Source organism: Entomoplasma freundtii (genome assembly GCF_002804205.1).
Classification (GTDB): domain Bacteria; phylum Bacillota_I; class Bacilli_A; order Mycoplasmatales; family Mycoplasmataceae; genus Williamsoniiplasma; species Williamsoniiplasma freundtii.
In genome coordinates this window covers 674,385-689,266 of record NZ_CP024962.1, presented here as the reverse complement: position 1 = coordinate 689,266, position 14,882 = coordinate 674,385, and the positions used below count along the sequence as shown (strand labels likewise).

The 14,882-nt window shown below is 35.2% G+C and carries 14 protein-coding genes; all 14 read right to left on the bottom strand.

Features of this window, described 5'->3' with window-relative positions:
• Window positions 1-99 precede the first annotated feature (99 nt).
• Entirely contained in the window at window positions 100-939 is an 840-nt protein-coding gene (locus EFREU_RS03010; RefSeq protein ID WP_100609655.1) for an aldo/keto reductase, read from the bottom strand.
• 150 nt (window positions 940-1,089) lie between these two features.
• On the bottom strand, window positions 1,090-3,750 hold the full coding sequence (locus EFREU_RS03005) for an MOLPALP family lipoprotein (protein WP_100609654.1): 2,661 nt from the start codon (window positions 3,748-3,750) through the stop codon (window positions 1,090-1,092).
• A gap of 183 nt (window positions 3,751-3,933) precedes the next feature.
• Window positions 3,934-4,329, bottom strand: coding sequence for a 30S ribosomal protein S9 (gene rpsI, locus EFREU_RS03000; RefSeq protein ID WP_100609653.1), 396 nt, complete (start codon window positions 4,327-4,329; stop codon window positions 3,934-3,936).
• Window positions 4,329-4,781, bottom strand: coding sequence for a 50S ribosomal protein L13 (gene rplM / locus EFREU_RS02995; RefSeq protein WP_100609652.1), 453 nt, complete (start codon window positions 4,779-4,781; stop codon window positions 4,329-4,331). Before rplM ends, rpsI begins: the two co-directional genes overlap by 1 nt.
• Window positions 4,782-5,023: 242 nt before the next feature.
• Window positions 5,024-5,224, bottom strand: a complete 201-nt coding sequence (locus EFREU_RS02990) for a hypothetical protein (RefSeq protein WP_100609651.1) — start codon at window positions 5,222-5,224, stop codon at window positions 5,024-5,026.
• A gap of 238 nt (window positions 5,225-5,462) precedes the next feature.
• Window positions 5,463-6,269: a DUF3800 domain-containing protein gene (locus EFREU_RS02985; RefSeq protein WP_100609650.1), complete on the bottom strand. Its 807-nt coding sequence runs from the start codon at window positions 6,267-6,269 to the stop codon at window positions 5,463-5,465.
• Window positions 6,270-6,322: 53 nt separating this feature from the next.
• On the bottom strand, window positions 6,323-6,814 hold the full coding sequence (gene msrA / locus EFREU_RS02980; RefSeq protein WP_100609649.1) for a peptide-methionine (S)-S-oxide reductase MsrA: 492 nt from the start codon (window positions 6,812-6,814) through the stop codon (window positions 6,323-6,325).
• A 91-nt stretch (window positions 6,815-6,905) separates the two neighbouring features.
• Entirely contained in the window at window positions 6,906-9,026 is a 2,121-nt protein-coding gene (locus EFREU_RS02975; RefSeq protein WP_100609648.1) for a PTS fructose transporter subunit IIABC, read from the bottom strand.
• Window positions 9,017-9,970, bottom strand: a complete 954-nt coding sequence (pfkB, locus tag EFREU_RS02970; protein ID WP_100609647.1) for a 1-phosphofructokinase — start codon at window positions 9,968-9,970, stop codon at window positions 9,017-9,019. Before pfkB ends, EFREU_RS02975 begins: the two co-directional genes overlap by 10 nt.
• A 415-nt stretch (window positions 9,971-10,385) precedes the next feature.
• Complete coding sequence (gene truA / locus EFREU_RS02965) at window positions 10,386-11,162, bottom strand: tRNA pseudouridine(38-40) synthase TruA (RefSeq protein ID WP_100609645.1); 777 nt, start codon at window positions 11,160-11,162, stop codon at window positions 10,386-10,388.
• A complete protein-coding gene (locus tag EFREU_RS02960) occupies window positions 11,162-12,190 on the bottom strand; it encodes an energy-coupling factor transporter transmembrane component T family protein (RefSeq protein WP_100609643.1) in 1,029 nt (342 codons plus the stop codon). The genes truA and EFREU_RS02960 overlap by 1 nt, the downstream gene beginning before the upstream one ends.
• 16 nt (window positions 12,191-12,206) lie before the next feature.
• On the bottom strand, window positions 12,207-13,166 hold the full coding sequence (locus EFREU_RS02955; protein ID WP_100609641.1) for an energy-coupling factor transporter ATPase: 960 nt from the start codon (window positions 13,164-13,166) through the stop codon (window positions 12,207-12,209).
• The gene (locus EFREU_RS02950; protein WP_166666720.1) at window positions 13,151-14,368 is read right to left on the bottom strand and encodes an energy-coupling factor transporter ATPase; all 1,218 of its coding nucleotides are present in this window, start codon (window positions 14,366-14,368) and stop codon (window positions 13,151-13,153) included. The genes EFREU_RS02955 and EFREU_RS02950 overlap by 16 nt, the downstream gene beginning before the upstream one ends.
• 114 nt (window positions 14,369-14,482) lie before the next feature.
• Window positions 14,483-14,842, bottom strand: a complete 360-nt coding sequence (rplQ, locus tag EFREU_RS02945; RefSeq protein WP_100609639.1) for a 50S ribosomal protein L17 — start codon at window positions 14,840-14,842, stop codon at window positions 14,483-14,485.
• Between the last annotated feature and the right edge of the window lie 40 nt (window positions 14,843-14,882).

Below are 14,882 nucleotides of genomic sequence, written 5' to 3'. Positions count from 1 at the left end.
TTTTTACTCCTCGATAAGACCTTAGGCTTATTCTACTAAAAAATGAAAAACTTTAGTTCTTTTCGCCATTTCATTTGCAAGGAGTTGCTACTAGGATAATTAAAGTTTTTCGCTGGCCAAGAATTCTTCAGAATTCATTTTTTGGCCATCTATTTTTGTTAACAAATTAATTTTATTAATTTCTTCATCATTCAAATTAAAGTAATCTAAATGGTGAAAATTATCTTTTAAGTGTTTAGGATTGATAGCTTTTGGAATCACGCAAATTTGTTGTTGAACTGCTCAACTTAAAGCAATTGCTGCAGGATCAACGGCATATTTAGTAGCTAACTCTTGTAAATAAGGTAAGTCACCTACCTTACCATCCATCATTGTTTGTCAACTAGTAATAGCAATGCCGTTTTCTTTAGCAAAATTTACAATATCTTGACGATTGGCATGGGGATGCAATTCAATTTGGTTAACCATTGGTTTAATACGACAAACTTTTAAAAGGTTTTTTAATTGCTCCACGTTAAAATTAGAGACTCCGATTGCTTTGGCATGACCTTCCAAATAAAAATCTTCTAGTGCTTGATAAGCCTCTAAACCGTAAGGTAGTGGTCAATGAACCAAAATAAGATCTAAATAATCAGTTTCTAATTCGGCTAACATTTTGTATAAACGGTTTCTTAAGTTCTCGGGGTTTTCCTCATTTGGTCAAAGTTTTGAGGTAATAAATAAATCACTACGTTTTTTAGATGATTGTTTTATTGCTTCGGCCACCAAATGATGATTATGGTAATGTTCAGCAGTATCAAGTAATTGATACCCAGTTTCAATTGCTTCTTTAATGGCGTTGGTACCAATTTCTGGTTCAAGAATTCGAAAAGTCCCAAAACCAACCAATGGCAACTCAACGCCATTAGCCAAAAGAATTGTTTGCTCAACTTTTTTCATTTTGTCTCCTTAGGATATAGATAGTTCAGCCAGGTTAGTAAGTGCTAATTGTTGACTATGATACCTTTATAATAAAGCAAAAACTTATGAGAAGCGAGACCCATAAGTTTTCACAAATTAATTTTTAAAAATAAGAAAATATTAAAAGTATTAAGAAGTCTTTAATTGTTTAGAAATTTCGGTAATTTCAAAATTATTTTCTACTTTATCACGAGAGTAACGGAAGATATAAACATATTCTTTAGGTCCCTCGCCTTCATGCCTTGTTGGATCATTTTCGAGACTATTACGGAAAGTTACTTTTAAGGTTTCTCCTAAAATACCAATTTCATCTTCTTCATCAATAATTAAATCGGAGAACTCAAATTTAAAGGCATCCTTTTGTCCATAAGCTTCTTGAAATTCTGCTTGGTAATCTACCTTTGGATTATTCAAGTTATCTAAAATTTGCCCAAGTAATTTACAAATAAAGGCGACACGATCTCCTTCGTTTTCGTTATTAATTCTTAATAACTTATTAAGAACAAAATCTAGGAATGAACCACTACCAATAATGGGTTCATGATTCTCATTCTCCTTCTCCGTCAAGCCTAAGATTTTCGAAGCTTTATCTGGATTTTTCAAAATCAAGGTAATTAAATTTGAACTTTGTTGTGAGTCATCTAAAGTATTTTGTGCGTTAGATTCTGTTACATCTCATTGGTAAGTGTAATTTTTAATTAAATCTCATAAACCTTTTAATTCACCTGGATCGAAATTAAAACCGTTCATTGAGTCATCATTAATTTTTTCGCCACCCTTAATCTCTAAGCCATCGGCAATTTCATTAACTATTTCGACCACATTTAGTTTTAAATAATGATCGCCAAAATCTGATGGTAAACTTGGACTTTTGGCTATTTTTCCGATTGGAGTTAAAAGAATATTACGCAAGTTCATAGCAGAGTTAGGTAAAACGTTCTTTATACTTTTGTCAACCTTATCTATTGAGTCAAAGATATTGTCAACTAAAGTTTTGATTCCTGACTCGTTGCCAAAAATTTCTTCCAATTTATTTGCTACTTCATCTTTTGATTGAATGGCGTTTGATAAATCTAAAGGATTACCACTTCAAAGCACATCTCAGCTATTTTCAGCATTGATTAGAGGAATTTTATTTAACACTAAATTAAATAAAATCTCCTTTACCTCAACACGTTTTTCAACAACTTTTTTAAGTATTTTCTTTACAGCCTCGGTTTTATCATCGTCGGGAATTCACACCAAAAACTTTTCGATTTTATCTATCAATGCATCAAAAGTTTTTTCTAAATAGGGAGCGATTCTTTGTCCTGACAAAATAGCATCTAGACTTTTAGTTAGAGCAAAACTTATGGGTTGCTCAAGTTGCCCAGCAATTATCATAGCTTCGAACTTCCCGATGCCGTCTAATTTAGTTAATTGGTCAGTAATAACTTCCACAAGTAGAGCTGTTATAAATAAAGAAATTGGGTTATTATCCTTGTCAACTCAGCGGTCAATAATTTCTTTTTGTCCCTCAGGGCCACTGAAAATAACAAAAAGCAATCTTTGTAGTGGTAGCCCTTTATAACTGTCTTCCATATTAATATCACCAACAGCGGTTTTCAAAACGGAAATAAGGTATCTAAGGTTAATTACTCCTTTAGCCCCCTCATCAATTTTCTTGAGTACACTTTCAACGGTAATTGGTGCCCCATCTCCACTTTCAACCCCTAGAACTTGGCGCATGTAAGTTTTATTATCTATTCCTTCGCTAAAAAGGTGATTTGAATCAGTGGGTTGAAAACTTCATGAATTGTCAAATAATGAAAGATGTAGTTGTAAAAATTGCAAGGCTTGAACAATGTTAACTACCGCTTCACTATAACGTTCAAAATCAGCCCCTAGGATATCATCTTCAGTTTGGGTAGCTCCTGAATTAGTTTTGAAGACACTAGCGAAGTTTTTCCCTGCAGTCTTAACTGATGAGTTAATTCTACTTGTGTTAGTAGGAATTGTCGTTTGCTTATAATCTGGATTTAGAATCAAACCAATCCCGTTCGATAAGGTTATCCACATTGCTGGCATAAATGAAGTAGCTTCCATTTTAGCATATTGGTTACCAATGGCTAAACGGTCTAGTTTATTATCCATTTTATTAATAAAGTCAGAACCCCCTTTAAAAAGAACATCTAGTTTAGCTAGTAAGTTGTCAATAGTCTCTTGGTTATCTTTGATTAAGTCAGGTAAAAGTCCATCAAGCATAGGAAGCCTTGAAACAATGTCTCCAATTGATGTCCTATCAAGTTGGCCAATCATTTGAATAATTAGTGGTAATAAATCGGTAATTTCTGATCCCAAACCTAATTTTGCGAGTAAATCACCGAATTGATTCTCCGAGGTACCTCTTTTACCATCGAGTTTAATATCACCATCTTTATTATTCGTTTTTGCTAATCATGAATTTGAAAAGTATTGGTTACTCAAATCACCAATACTTGATTCCTCACTTAAATTGAAGTCTTTAGTTTCCAATTCTTCATTAACATTTTTAGGCATTGTTTCTTTGGCTGTCAAAGTATCGTTATGTTTTTTCACAAGGTTTCAATCTAATTGGTATTGATCGGCTAAAATAATTTGTTTGGCGATATGCGAAATTCCTCCATGCATATTAGCTTGACTATTATTGATTAATGCTCAATCTTTTGATGGCATTGGGGTTGTTTCTTTTGGCTTTCCACAAGCAACAACCAAAGCTGTTGATGAAGAAGCTAGCGAAATAGCTCCTAAAAGACTCAAAATTTTTCTCATTGTTTTCCTTTCGAATAGTATTTAGAAAATAGTATTCTTTCAATAACTTGGCAATTTAAGACTTACAAGTCAAGTACGGTTCAAATCTAAGTATTTCCCACTCCTTTGTCTATTTGTTAGACCATTATATACAAAAAAACTACCCAAAGGTAGTTTTTTAAAAATATTGATAGCCAATAATAATTAACGTTTTGAGTATTGAGGAGCACGACGTGCACCACGAAGTCCATATTTTTTACGTTCTTTAATACGAGCATCACGAGTCAATAAACCAACGTTACGTAAAGCTTTACGGTAATCTTCACTAGCTTCTAGTAAAGCACGAGCAATTCCTAAACGAGCTGCACCAGCTTGTCCAGTGAAACCTCCGCCTTTAACATTGATAGTAATATCAAAGTCATGAGTAGTTCCTGTTGCTTCTAAAGGTTGTTTTAAATCTTGAACTAAGGTTTCGTAAGGAAAGAACTCAAGTGCTGGTTGCCCATTGATAATAATGTTCCCTTCACCTGGAGTTAAGATTACTTGCGCTACTGAAGTTTTACGACGTCCAGTACCACGGTAGATAACTTTTTTGTCCATTATTTAATGTCTCCTTTATTGTTTAACGCGTAAACTTGTGGTTTTTGCGCTGCATATGGATGCGATTCACCTTCAAAAACATGAAGCGCACGGAATTGGTTCGCTCCTTGAACATTTTTAGGTAACATTAAACGCACTGCACGTTCCACGATTTTTCTAGCATCCAATTCTCTTTGAACTGCTACAGTTCTACGTCTTAAACCACCTGGGTGCATTGAGTGATGGTAGTAGTTTTTCTTGGTTTCTTTTTTACCAGTAAAGACAACTTTATCGGCGTTAATAATAATAACGTGATCACCGTTATTAATATGAGGGGTGAATGAAACCTTGTGTTTCCCCCTTAGTAGTTGAGCAACTTCGCTGGCCATACGTCCAACTGTTTGCCCTTCTGCATCCACAATTCATCAATTTTTATCGATTTCTTTGTGAGTGATCATTGTAGTTTGTTTCATGTGCTTTTGTCTCCTTGACATTGCCGGGGTCTTGAAGTGTAGTAAGCTCTAACAATTATAAAGAAAAAGCCTCAAAACTTCAAGCATAAGGAGTTTATCAATCTTGATGGAAGGCGGCAAATTAATAAAAATATCCTCGATTTTTAACAATTTTGATATCTAATAATAGCATTTTTTCGATAAAAAAAACGTTCACGCTAAAATTCTCAGCACAAACGCTCGCAACTTACCGATTCGGTAACCTATTTTTTGTTACGTGATTCGTAACCTGGTTTACTATTGAATGGTTTATTGAATTTTTTTCTATCGAATTGAGCGTTAGAATGTGATGGTTTTCTAGCTTTCATTTGGTTTGAAATAGTTAATTGACTAGCGATAATCTCTAAATTTTTTGAAATGTTTTCGATATCTGTTAAAAGTTTTTGGATTTGGAAATCTTCCATTGATAAATACTCCTCATTGCGCATGCAAGTGCGTTACTAATCTATTGTACTTATTTATTTTCCATATTGAACTTTAATAAAAATATTTAGGGCTTTTTTCACCAAAAATAACAATTTAGACTTCGTTCAAACATAAAAAAAGAAGACTAAAGTCTTCTTTTGGTTTGCATTTGTAGCCACGTATTTACAATACGCTTAAGATTTACTGGCCCCTCAAATGTCTTATCTTCCACCTTTATTATACTAAATCTAGAGACGATTGCGAACTTGTGAGGCAAACAAGGTTTTTTTCCATTTCAAATGTTTGGCACCAATGGCATAAAAACTGCGTATGCATTGACCGATAAATCTCGAGAATTTCGGTATCGTTATAAACAAGGTTGGGAATATTGAAGATTGCATAACTGGAAAGATAAACTAAATTCACAATAAAATCTGCATATTGAATTGAATAATTATGTTCAGAATTAAGAAATAGCACTCGGATTGCAATGGTGAAGCCAGGCAAGACCGTGGATAATTGAACATTCAAATAACTTTCAAGGCTTCTTGCAAATTGCGTTCCAGTGCCTCTTTCATCACATTTTAATTCAATCTCTAAATGATTGTCAGGACAATTAAGCTTAATTTCTGGGAGTAAACTTTGGAGACAACGGCCAAGCATCACCTTTAAAAGATAATTATATTTTAGGTTTAGATTATGGTCAGCTTGGTTTCGTTTGTGCTGATCTCAAGCTTCGTTATTGCAAATAATTGAAATCGCTCTTTGTCCATAATCTTGTAAACGCGAAAATAAGAAAACTTTATTATGATGGTTCGTTTGATTAGCTTTTAATTCACTTTTTAGGTCTGGTCAGTGATTTGTCCGTTTAATAGTGCGTGATAAACGTTTTAAATTGGCTCACATTTGTCGTTCTTTTTCATAATTAAGAATATGTTCACCTTTTTTGTTGTTGGTCTCATCAAAGAAATAATAAAGGCCTCCCACAGCAAAAAAAGCAGTACGAGTATTGCCTGATTCATCTAAACAAAATTTTAGCTTCATCCTTAAGCCTTCTTCCTCTAAACTTCCCTTTTATTTCTTAATCAGATTAGCAATTATTTTTTGCGTCAGCCAAAATGGCATTGGCGGTGGGGATTTTTATCAAGATATTTTTGGTGATACTCTTCAGCAGGAATAAATTTAACTAATGGTTCAATTTCGGTAACAATTTTTTCATGATATTTTCTTTGTTCATAATTAGCCACCTCTTTAATTAACGGTAAAAAGTCCCTTTTATCTTGTGGTAAATAATAAACACCAGTGCGATATTGGCGCCCTCAATCGGGACCTTGACGATTTAATGTGGTGGGATCAATCGAATTAAAGAAATAATTTAAGAGTTTATTCAAGGTTATTTTTTCATCATCAAAAACGATTTGCACTGCTTCAACAAAGTTTGTGGTTGCAGAACAAACTTGTTCATAAGTAACATGGTCTTCGCAACCATTGGCATAACCAACTGTCGTTTTGATGACACCTGGTAAGCGATCAAAGAAAGCTTGTGGTCCTCAAAAACAGCCGGCCCCCAAAGTGATGACACGTTTCATATTTTGAAGCCCCCTTTCTTCCAATTTTACTAAATGAAAACAAAAAAATTGGCTCTAAGCCAATTTTTTTGTTTTCTAATCTCTTGGTAAATTATTTTGCAGCATCAATTTTTTCAGCTTTTGCTTCTTTAACAATGCTTAATTTTCCGTGACGGATGTCTGATTTTTTTCAGAAACCAAGAATTGTAGCCATAATTCCTACTCCAACCAAGATAGCAGCTATATAAAGCACAACTCCCATGCCTTTTTGCATTCCAGCTCCATTAAATAGATGCGAGTCTAGAAGAGGGAAAACACAGATTCCTCCGTGAGGCGCAGGTAAAGTAATTTTGAAGGCTCCAACAAGAACCCCAGTAACTACACCACCAGCCATCGCTGAAACTGGAACACGTTTTGGATCAGTAACCATAAATGGAATTGCTCCTTCAGTAATGAAGAATGCGCCCATTAGTCAGTTAGCTTTTGCAGCTTCACGTTCTTGTCCAGTTCATTCCTTACGGAAAATAACTGTACATAAAGCGATTCCTAATGGTGGAACCATTCCACCGGCCATTGCTGCAGCCATAATATTTGTAATTAATGGATCGTGACCCAAGTCACCATTAACTGATAAGGTTCCAAGAACATAAGCAATTTTGTTAATTGGTCCACCCATATCAATACACATCATGAGACCAATTATAGCGCCAAGAACTATTAAAAGATTATGAGTTGCTAGTCATCTTAAGCCTTCTTGAATCCCTCATAGTGCATAACCTAAAGGTATATTGATAGCAAACATTGTTATCCCAATACCTAATAACGAAAGAACCGGGATGAAAACAATATCTCTTACTCCTTGGAATGAACGTTTGAATTTTTTCATTCCTAAAGTTAAACCAAAGACGATAAGAGCTGCCATATATCCACCGGCCATTGCTCCTAAGAAACCGGAAGTCATCGGAATATTTTGCGGGAACAGACGTGACCATAAGGCTCCCCATGGATTTCCCACTGCAGGGTTACCACCCATACCAGGGACATAGTTATATGTTCCATACATTCAACCACCGGTATTATCGGCAATTAAACCAGCAACCATTCCGGGCATTAATCCTTGAGGTCCTACGATTGTGTAGGCGATATAAGCACCAAGAATTGGCACCATCATCATCATTGAGATTTTCCCAATTGCTGCAAATCAACCCGCAGCTTTATTTGTAACTCCGAATGCGCCTTTGGCATCAGAATTTCCAGCAGCAAAATCAATCAAGAAGGCGATTCCAAGAATGATTCCACCAGCAACTACAAAGGGTAGCATTTTAGAAACCCCTGCTAAAAAGTTCCCTTTAACGTCTTTGAATTTCTTCAAGGACATATCGCCGAAACCTTCACCATCATCTTTTTTCAGACCCTTAATTTCAACTAATTTTGGGTTATTTTTGTAATCTTTAATGATTTCTTTACCTTTATAGATGACATCTTTAGTATTGGTATCGATAACCTTTTTACCGTTGAAACGGCTCATACCCTCAATTGCTTTATCGTGAGCTAAAATAATGTATTTTGCGTTGTCGATATCTTCTTGAGTTAAGCGATCTTCGACTCCACGACGCCCTTGGGTTTCCACTTTAGCAGTTAACCCTAAGTCATGAGCAGCCTCAAGCAATTTATCTTGGGCTAAATAAGTATGGGCAATTCCTGTTGGACAAGCAGTAATTCCAACTACATCATAATGACCACTTTTATTGGTTTCTTTTTTGGCCTCAGTATTTGCTTTTTCTTTAGGGACGCTAAAAGCTTTTTCTAAAGTAGCAAAACTATCTGCTTTGCGTAATGCTTCGACAACTTTTGGTTTTAATAAATAACCAGAAAGTCCTGCTAAAGCTTGTAAGTGTTCATCACCGTCTTCACCATTAGTAGCAATCATAAAGATTAAATCGACTGGTTTGTCATCTAAACTTTCTCATTCTACAGGATGTTTTAAACTTAAGAAAGCGATGGTTGATTTCTTGACTGTTGGGGTCAAGGCATGGGGGATGGCAATACCATCACCCATTCCGGTAGAACCTTCCTTTTCACGAGCTTTAATAGCTTTAACAAAATCAGTTTTACTACTAATGATTTTGTCTTCGCTAAGTTTCGCAGCTAAAAAGTCGATAACTTCAGCTTTTGACTTTAAATCTTCGTGAAAGAAAGATGTTCCCTTATGAAATAAATCTTTTACTTCCATTTTTCTCCTTCTAATTGTTGAATGCTAATTTCATTAAGATGTGCTTCAATAGCTTTTTTAGTACCTAGCCAAGGAGCAAAAGCGGTGGCTCCTCCAGCGCTAGCAGCATATTTTAAAGTTTCTTCCACTGATAATTTTTCGTAATAGCCAAAGGCAAAACCAGCTAACATCGAGTCTCCGGCGCCAACAGAATTGACCACCTTACCTTTGGCAATGCCAATTTTGTAAGTTTTACCTTTATTAGCAAAATAATATGACCCTTGGCCACCCATACTTAGAAGCACGTTGTTAGCTCCTAAACTACGCAATTCAGCAACCATTTTCTCAATTTCTACAAATGAATAACTTTGCTTAATTGGTTGCTCTAAAACTTCTGCGATTTCTGCCAAATTTGGTTTGATCAAGTATGGTTTACTTTGAAGTCCTAAACGTAAAGGGTCCTTGGTGGTATCTAAGAAGTAAGTAACTTCTTTCGCTTGACAAATATTACCGATTTCTAAATAAAGGCTTTTATTTACCCCTTGCGGTAGACTGCCTCCTGCAATGACAAGATCACCTTTTTTAAGTTCATGACGAAGGAAATTCAAAAGGGATTCTGTCGCTTCATTAGAAACTACATCACCTAAACCATTTAATTCGGTTTCTTGGTGAGCAGCAAGGTTCTTAATTTTGTAATTAATTCTTGTTGCGCCATCGAAATAAACAAATTCGTGGTTTAGTTTTTCCTTTTCAAAATCCTCTTCAAAAAGCGTTTTATTGTTGTTACCTAAAAAACCGGTTGCCAAAACTGGGCTTCCTAGTCGGTTTAATACGATGGCAACATTAATTCCCTTTCCGCCGATTAAAGAATATGAGTGTTGATAATAATTAGTTTCACCCAAATCAATTTGATTACATTCAATGGCACAATCGAGCGCCGGGTTTGCGGTAATCGTATAAATCATGATAATTCTCCTTTTGGTGATTCAGATTGCTAGTTTAAATTAATTAAGTGTTAGTAAATAATTGACCAATAGTTAGTTAAATTAAGCTAAATAAGGTGGATTTTCATCCAAAAATAAAAAAGCTTTGGAAACCAAAATAAAAGCACATTTTTTCTCAACAAATAGATTTCCAAACTTTATTATACTAAAAGTGCTTTCAAGACAAAACTTTAAAAGTGCTTTTCAAAAAGAAAAACCCCTAAAAGGGGTCGCGAAAGACAAGTGATTAGTTCATATCGTGTTATTTTTCCTTATTTGTAATAGTTAATAAAACTATTACGTTATCCAAAAAAGCAACTAAATATCAAATAACCAAGTGACATTGTTTGTCTTTCTGGGTTTATTCTAACATAGTTTCTTTTAAAAAAAGGATTAGTTATTTGAGAATGATTTTTTCTAAGCAAAGTCCTTCTGAAGGAGCAACTTTAGGAAATTTTTGCACCTGCGGATTTTCAAGAAATTTGCTTAAATCTGCCGCTTGATATTTTTTTCCTTCATAAACCGCTAGAATGGCTCCCACTATCATCCTAATTTGGTAGCGAATGAAAGTAGGACCTTGAATTAAAAAACTAATTTGTGAACCATGATGTTCAACGGTAATATTTTTAATTTCTCTTCAAGTGGCTTGTGGTTGCTGGGCAATTTCGGCTTGGCTTAAACCACAAAAATTTTGAAAGTTATGATGACCAATAAAAACTTGGGCTAATCTTTGTAGTTCATCAGCCACTAGTTTTCTTCCGTGTCAAAGTAAACTATATCGTTGTTGGTTTAACACTCAAGACTCACTCAAAGTATAACGATAGGTTTTTTCTTGGACCATTTGGTGAAGGTTAAAATCGGTATCGACAACTTCAATATTTTGGATATGTAAGTCTTTCGGGAGGGCCTTATTTAAAGCGTGTTGAAACCTTTCTAAATTTTGTGGTTGGAAAGCACATGTTAGAACGACTTTTTGGTCTAAGGCATGAACTCCAGCATCAGTTTTTGATGCTCCTAAGGTTTTGAAGTCCGTTGTTTTGGTGACTTTCTTTATTGCTTGATTTAAAGCTCCTTGTATCGTTTGTTGGTGTGGTTGAATAATTCAGCCCGCATAGCCACTTCCATCATAGCTCAAACTCAAAAGGAGTTTCGTAGTATCTTTACTTCAACTCATTAGTAAGAAAGCAAACGATCGATGTATGGAAGATGTAATCAAGGTTGGCTAGTTGGAGCGATTTTGAAGTAGACAATTAGTCAAGCCACAAAAGCAACGTTGATACAGAAAATTAACCAATCTTTTCAATTAAATTTGAATTGTACATAACGCGTTCTTTTGCCGTGTGGATTATAACCACGAGCATCCATGGCAAACGCTAAGTCCTCAGCCTTTTGGAACGAAGACACCAAGAGCGGAATAATCAACGAAGTTAGTCCTTGCACTTTATCTTTGAATTTACCATTTTTGATATCGATTCCGCGTGAAGCTTGGGCCTTCATAATTCGCCCCGCTTCATCAATTAGAGTTGGAATCATTCTCAAAGCAATCGAAATAATCATCGAAATAATATAGACTGGAATCCCAATTAATTTTAAAGGGAAGAGCAAGTCTTCGATAGCTAAAGTCAGTTCCATTGGTTGAGTTGAGCCTGTTAAAATGGTGGTTAATGTAATCATTAAGTAAATCCGTCAACCCATTAAAAAAGCAGAGTAAAGTGCCTTTTCACTAAATCACATTGCTTTTCATTTGAAAAAGTGACCTAAAGGAATTAAACCATTAATGGCATCAATAATATTGGGGTCAGTTTGACCTTCTAAAGCATTTCGAAAATCAGGGCCAATAAAACCGCTAATAGTGCCGTTGCTATGCTTATGTAGGATAAGGTCTTTACCATTTTCGAACAAGTTACTATTCGCCAATGTTTGAAGAAAATTATTATTGGGATGCATCACGAAGAGGTTAATTAATAAAATAACGGCAAAAATAAATAATACTGGCACGAAAAGTTGGCCAAGAGTCCGTCAACTTAATTTCGATAAAGCAAAAAGTCCTAAGACAACCGCAGTTAAGAAAAGATAACCGGTATAACCTATTGGTAAAAAGACGGCCACTATCAAGAGAATAATCATAATAAATTTTAAACGTGGATCCATTTTATGGATTACGGAATTACGAGGTAAATATCGTCCGAAAGTAACTCTCATTTAACTATTCCCCTTTCTAGTGGTCTTTAGTTTCACTTTGATAAGCTTCAACAAAGTCATCAATTGTTCGAATTTGGTGATTTGTTAAATCTAAACCTTGATCACGAAGCTTGTAAAGTAATTGGTAAATTTTTGGTGGTTCAATTTCGATTTTTTCTAACAGCTTATTATCGCTAAAGATTTCAAAAGGAGTTCCTTTACTAATTACCTTCCCTTTGTTCATAACGACCACTTCGTCAGCTAGATGAAGTACTTGGTCCATATTATGGGTTACCATAATAATGCGTTTTCCTTGATTCCTATTCAAGCGTAAGAAAAGTTGCATGAATTCTGCTTCTCCTTCAGGATCTAACCCTCCGGTTGGCTCATCCAGCACAAGCGTATTACCATTCATGGCGAGAATTCCGGCAATGGCCACACGTCGCTTTTGCCCTCCAGAAAGTTCAAAAGGAGAACGCGTCAAAAGGTTGGCTGGTAAATCAACAACCTTTAATAATTCAGGAACTTGTTTTAAAACTTCGGTTTTGTTTTCACCAAGGTGGATTGGGCCAAAAGCAATATCCTTTTCCACAGTTTCCTGAAATAATTGGTATTCAGGAAACTGAAAGACTAGGCCAATCTCTTTGCGTAATTGTTTGACGTCATAGATTTTTTTAATTCCTGCTGGGATTTGGTAGTCACCAATCACTGTGCGACCTGTTTCGGTAATTAACAACCCGTTTGTTAATTGGATTAAAGTTGATTTTCCAGAACCAGTTGTACCAATAACACAAGTTATCTTTCCCTTCAGGAATTCAAGAGTCGCTTCATCTAAAGCATGAAACTCGAAGGGAGTTTTTGGAGAATAGGTATAAGAAACGTTTTCTAAAACTATGTTTCCGGTAAAATCATATTTTTTGTGATGTCTTTGCGCTTCTTTAGCCTCTTTGATTCATTGGCGTTGGAGATGTTTTTTCTTATTTATTTTTTTTGTCATAATTCCGCCACCAACTCATCCATTGTGCTTGCTTTCTTTAACGGTAAGCCTGCCTTTTTAAAAGCCTCTTGCACTTGATAAACAAAAGGCATGCCTAAATGGATTGATTCTAAAAAACCAATATCACCAATAATTTCGTGAGGAGTACCAAATCTAATCGCTTCCCCTTGATTCATCACTAAAACCTTATCTGCGTTAAGGATCTCATCCATATCATGAGTTACCGAAAGAATGGTCTTATCTCCTTGGTCACGTAAATTGACCATAATTTCTTTGATTTCGCGCTTCCCTTTCGGGTCTAACATACTCGTTGCTTCATCAAAAATCAAAATTGAAGGGTCAAGAGCAATAGCACTTGCAATTGCTACCCGTTGTTTTTGGCCTCCACTTAGGTTTAACGGTTCTGAATCTAAAAACTTTTCCATTCCCACTAATTCGGCAGCATTCTTAATAATTTTGCCCATTTTTTTCGGATTAACACATTTATTTTCTAAACCGAACGCAATATCCGCACGAACTGTTGAGCCAATAAATTGGTTATCAGGGTTTTGAAACACAATTCCTAAAAATTGGCGCACTTGATCAATATTATGACTTGTCACGAGGTTACCAAACATTTCAATGGTTCCTTGGTTATGGTTAAGAACCCCAATTAATAGTTTTGAAAGAGTCGATTTACCAGAACCATTATGACCAATCACAGCAACATATTCACCTTCTTTAATTTGAAAGCTAACATGTTTTAAAACGATAGGCGTTGAAGGTGAATAGCGGAATGACAAATCATTTACCGCAATCGCGACATCGCTAAGTTTGGCTACCTTCGCATTTCTTCCCCGTTCACTAACAATTCTTTTAAATTTATAGTAAATCTTTTTTGCTTGACGATATTCGTGAAGATAAAGCTCATGGTCTTTATGACCGACTCGGTGACGTTCCAAGTTCCGTTTGGCTTGCTTATAATTCACTTTAAATGCCTTATTATGTAAGACCTCAAGAAATTCTTTCTTGGCCTTTTTTTCAGCTTCTTTTGCTTTTAAAAATTGTTCCTTGCTAATTTTATCTTCAAGAAACTGGCGCTTTGCTTCAAAGAAATCATTACTTGCCGACATTTTGTAATGATAAACTTTGTTGAGGATTTTTTCATATTCCTCAAGGTCTTTATTTGTTAGTCTATTAACTAAAAATTCGTCTAATTCCATTTTTACTCCTTGAGAACCCTCTTTTATTTTTGCTACACAATATTAATAAGTTTATACAATTTATAAATAGGGGGCAAGTTGAATTAAAAAAAATAAACCAGTAATGGTTTATTTTTAAACTAGTTCAATGATAACCATCGGTGCATTATCACCTTTACGGTTATCAAGTTTTAAGATACGAGTATATCCACCATTACGAGTTTGGTATTTTTTGGCCAAATCGGTAAATAGTTTATCTACTGCTTGTTTATTTTTGTCATCTTGGACATTGCGAAGGTAGGCAATTGCTTGACGACGAGCGTGTAAGTCACCACGTTTTCCCAAAGTAATCATTTTGTCGACATGTTTTCTCAACTCTTTAGCACGAGTTTCGGTGATTTCTAAACGATCATTAATGATTAGTTCAGTAGTCAAGTTGCGCATTAATGCTTGTTCTCAAGCGGTGTTTTTTCCACGTTTTTGAATATATGACATTGTCTAATTATCTCTTTCTATATTGCTAGCTAGTAAAAGT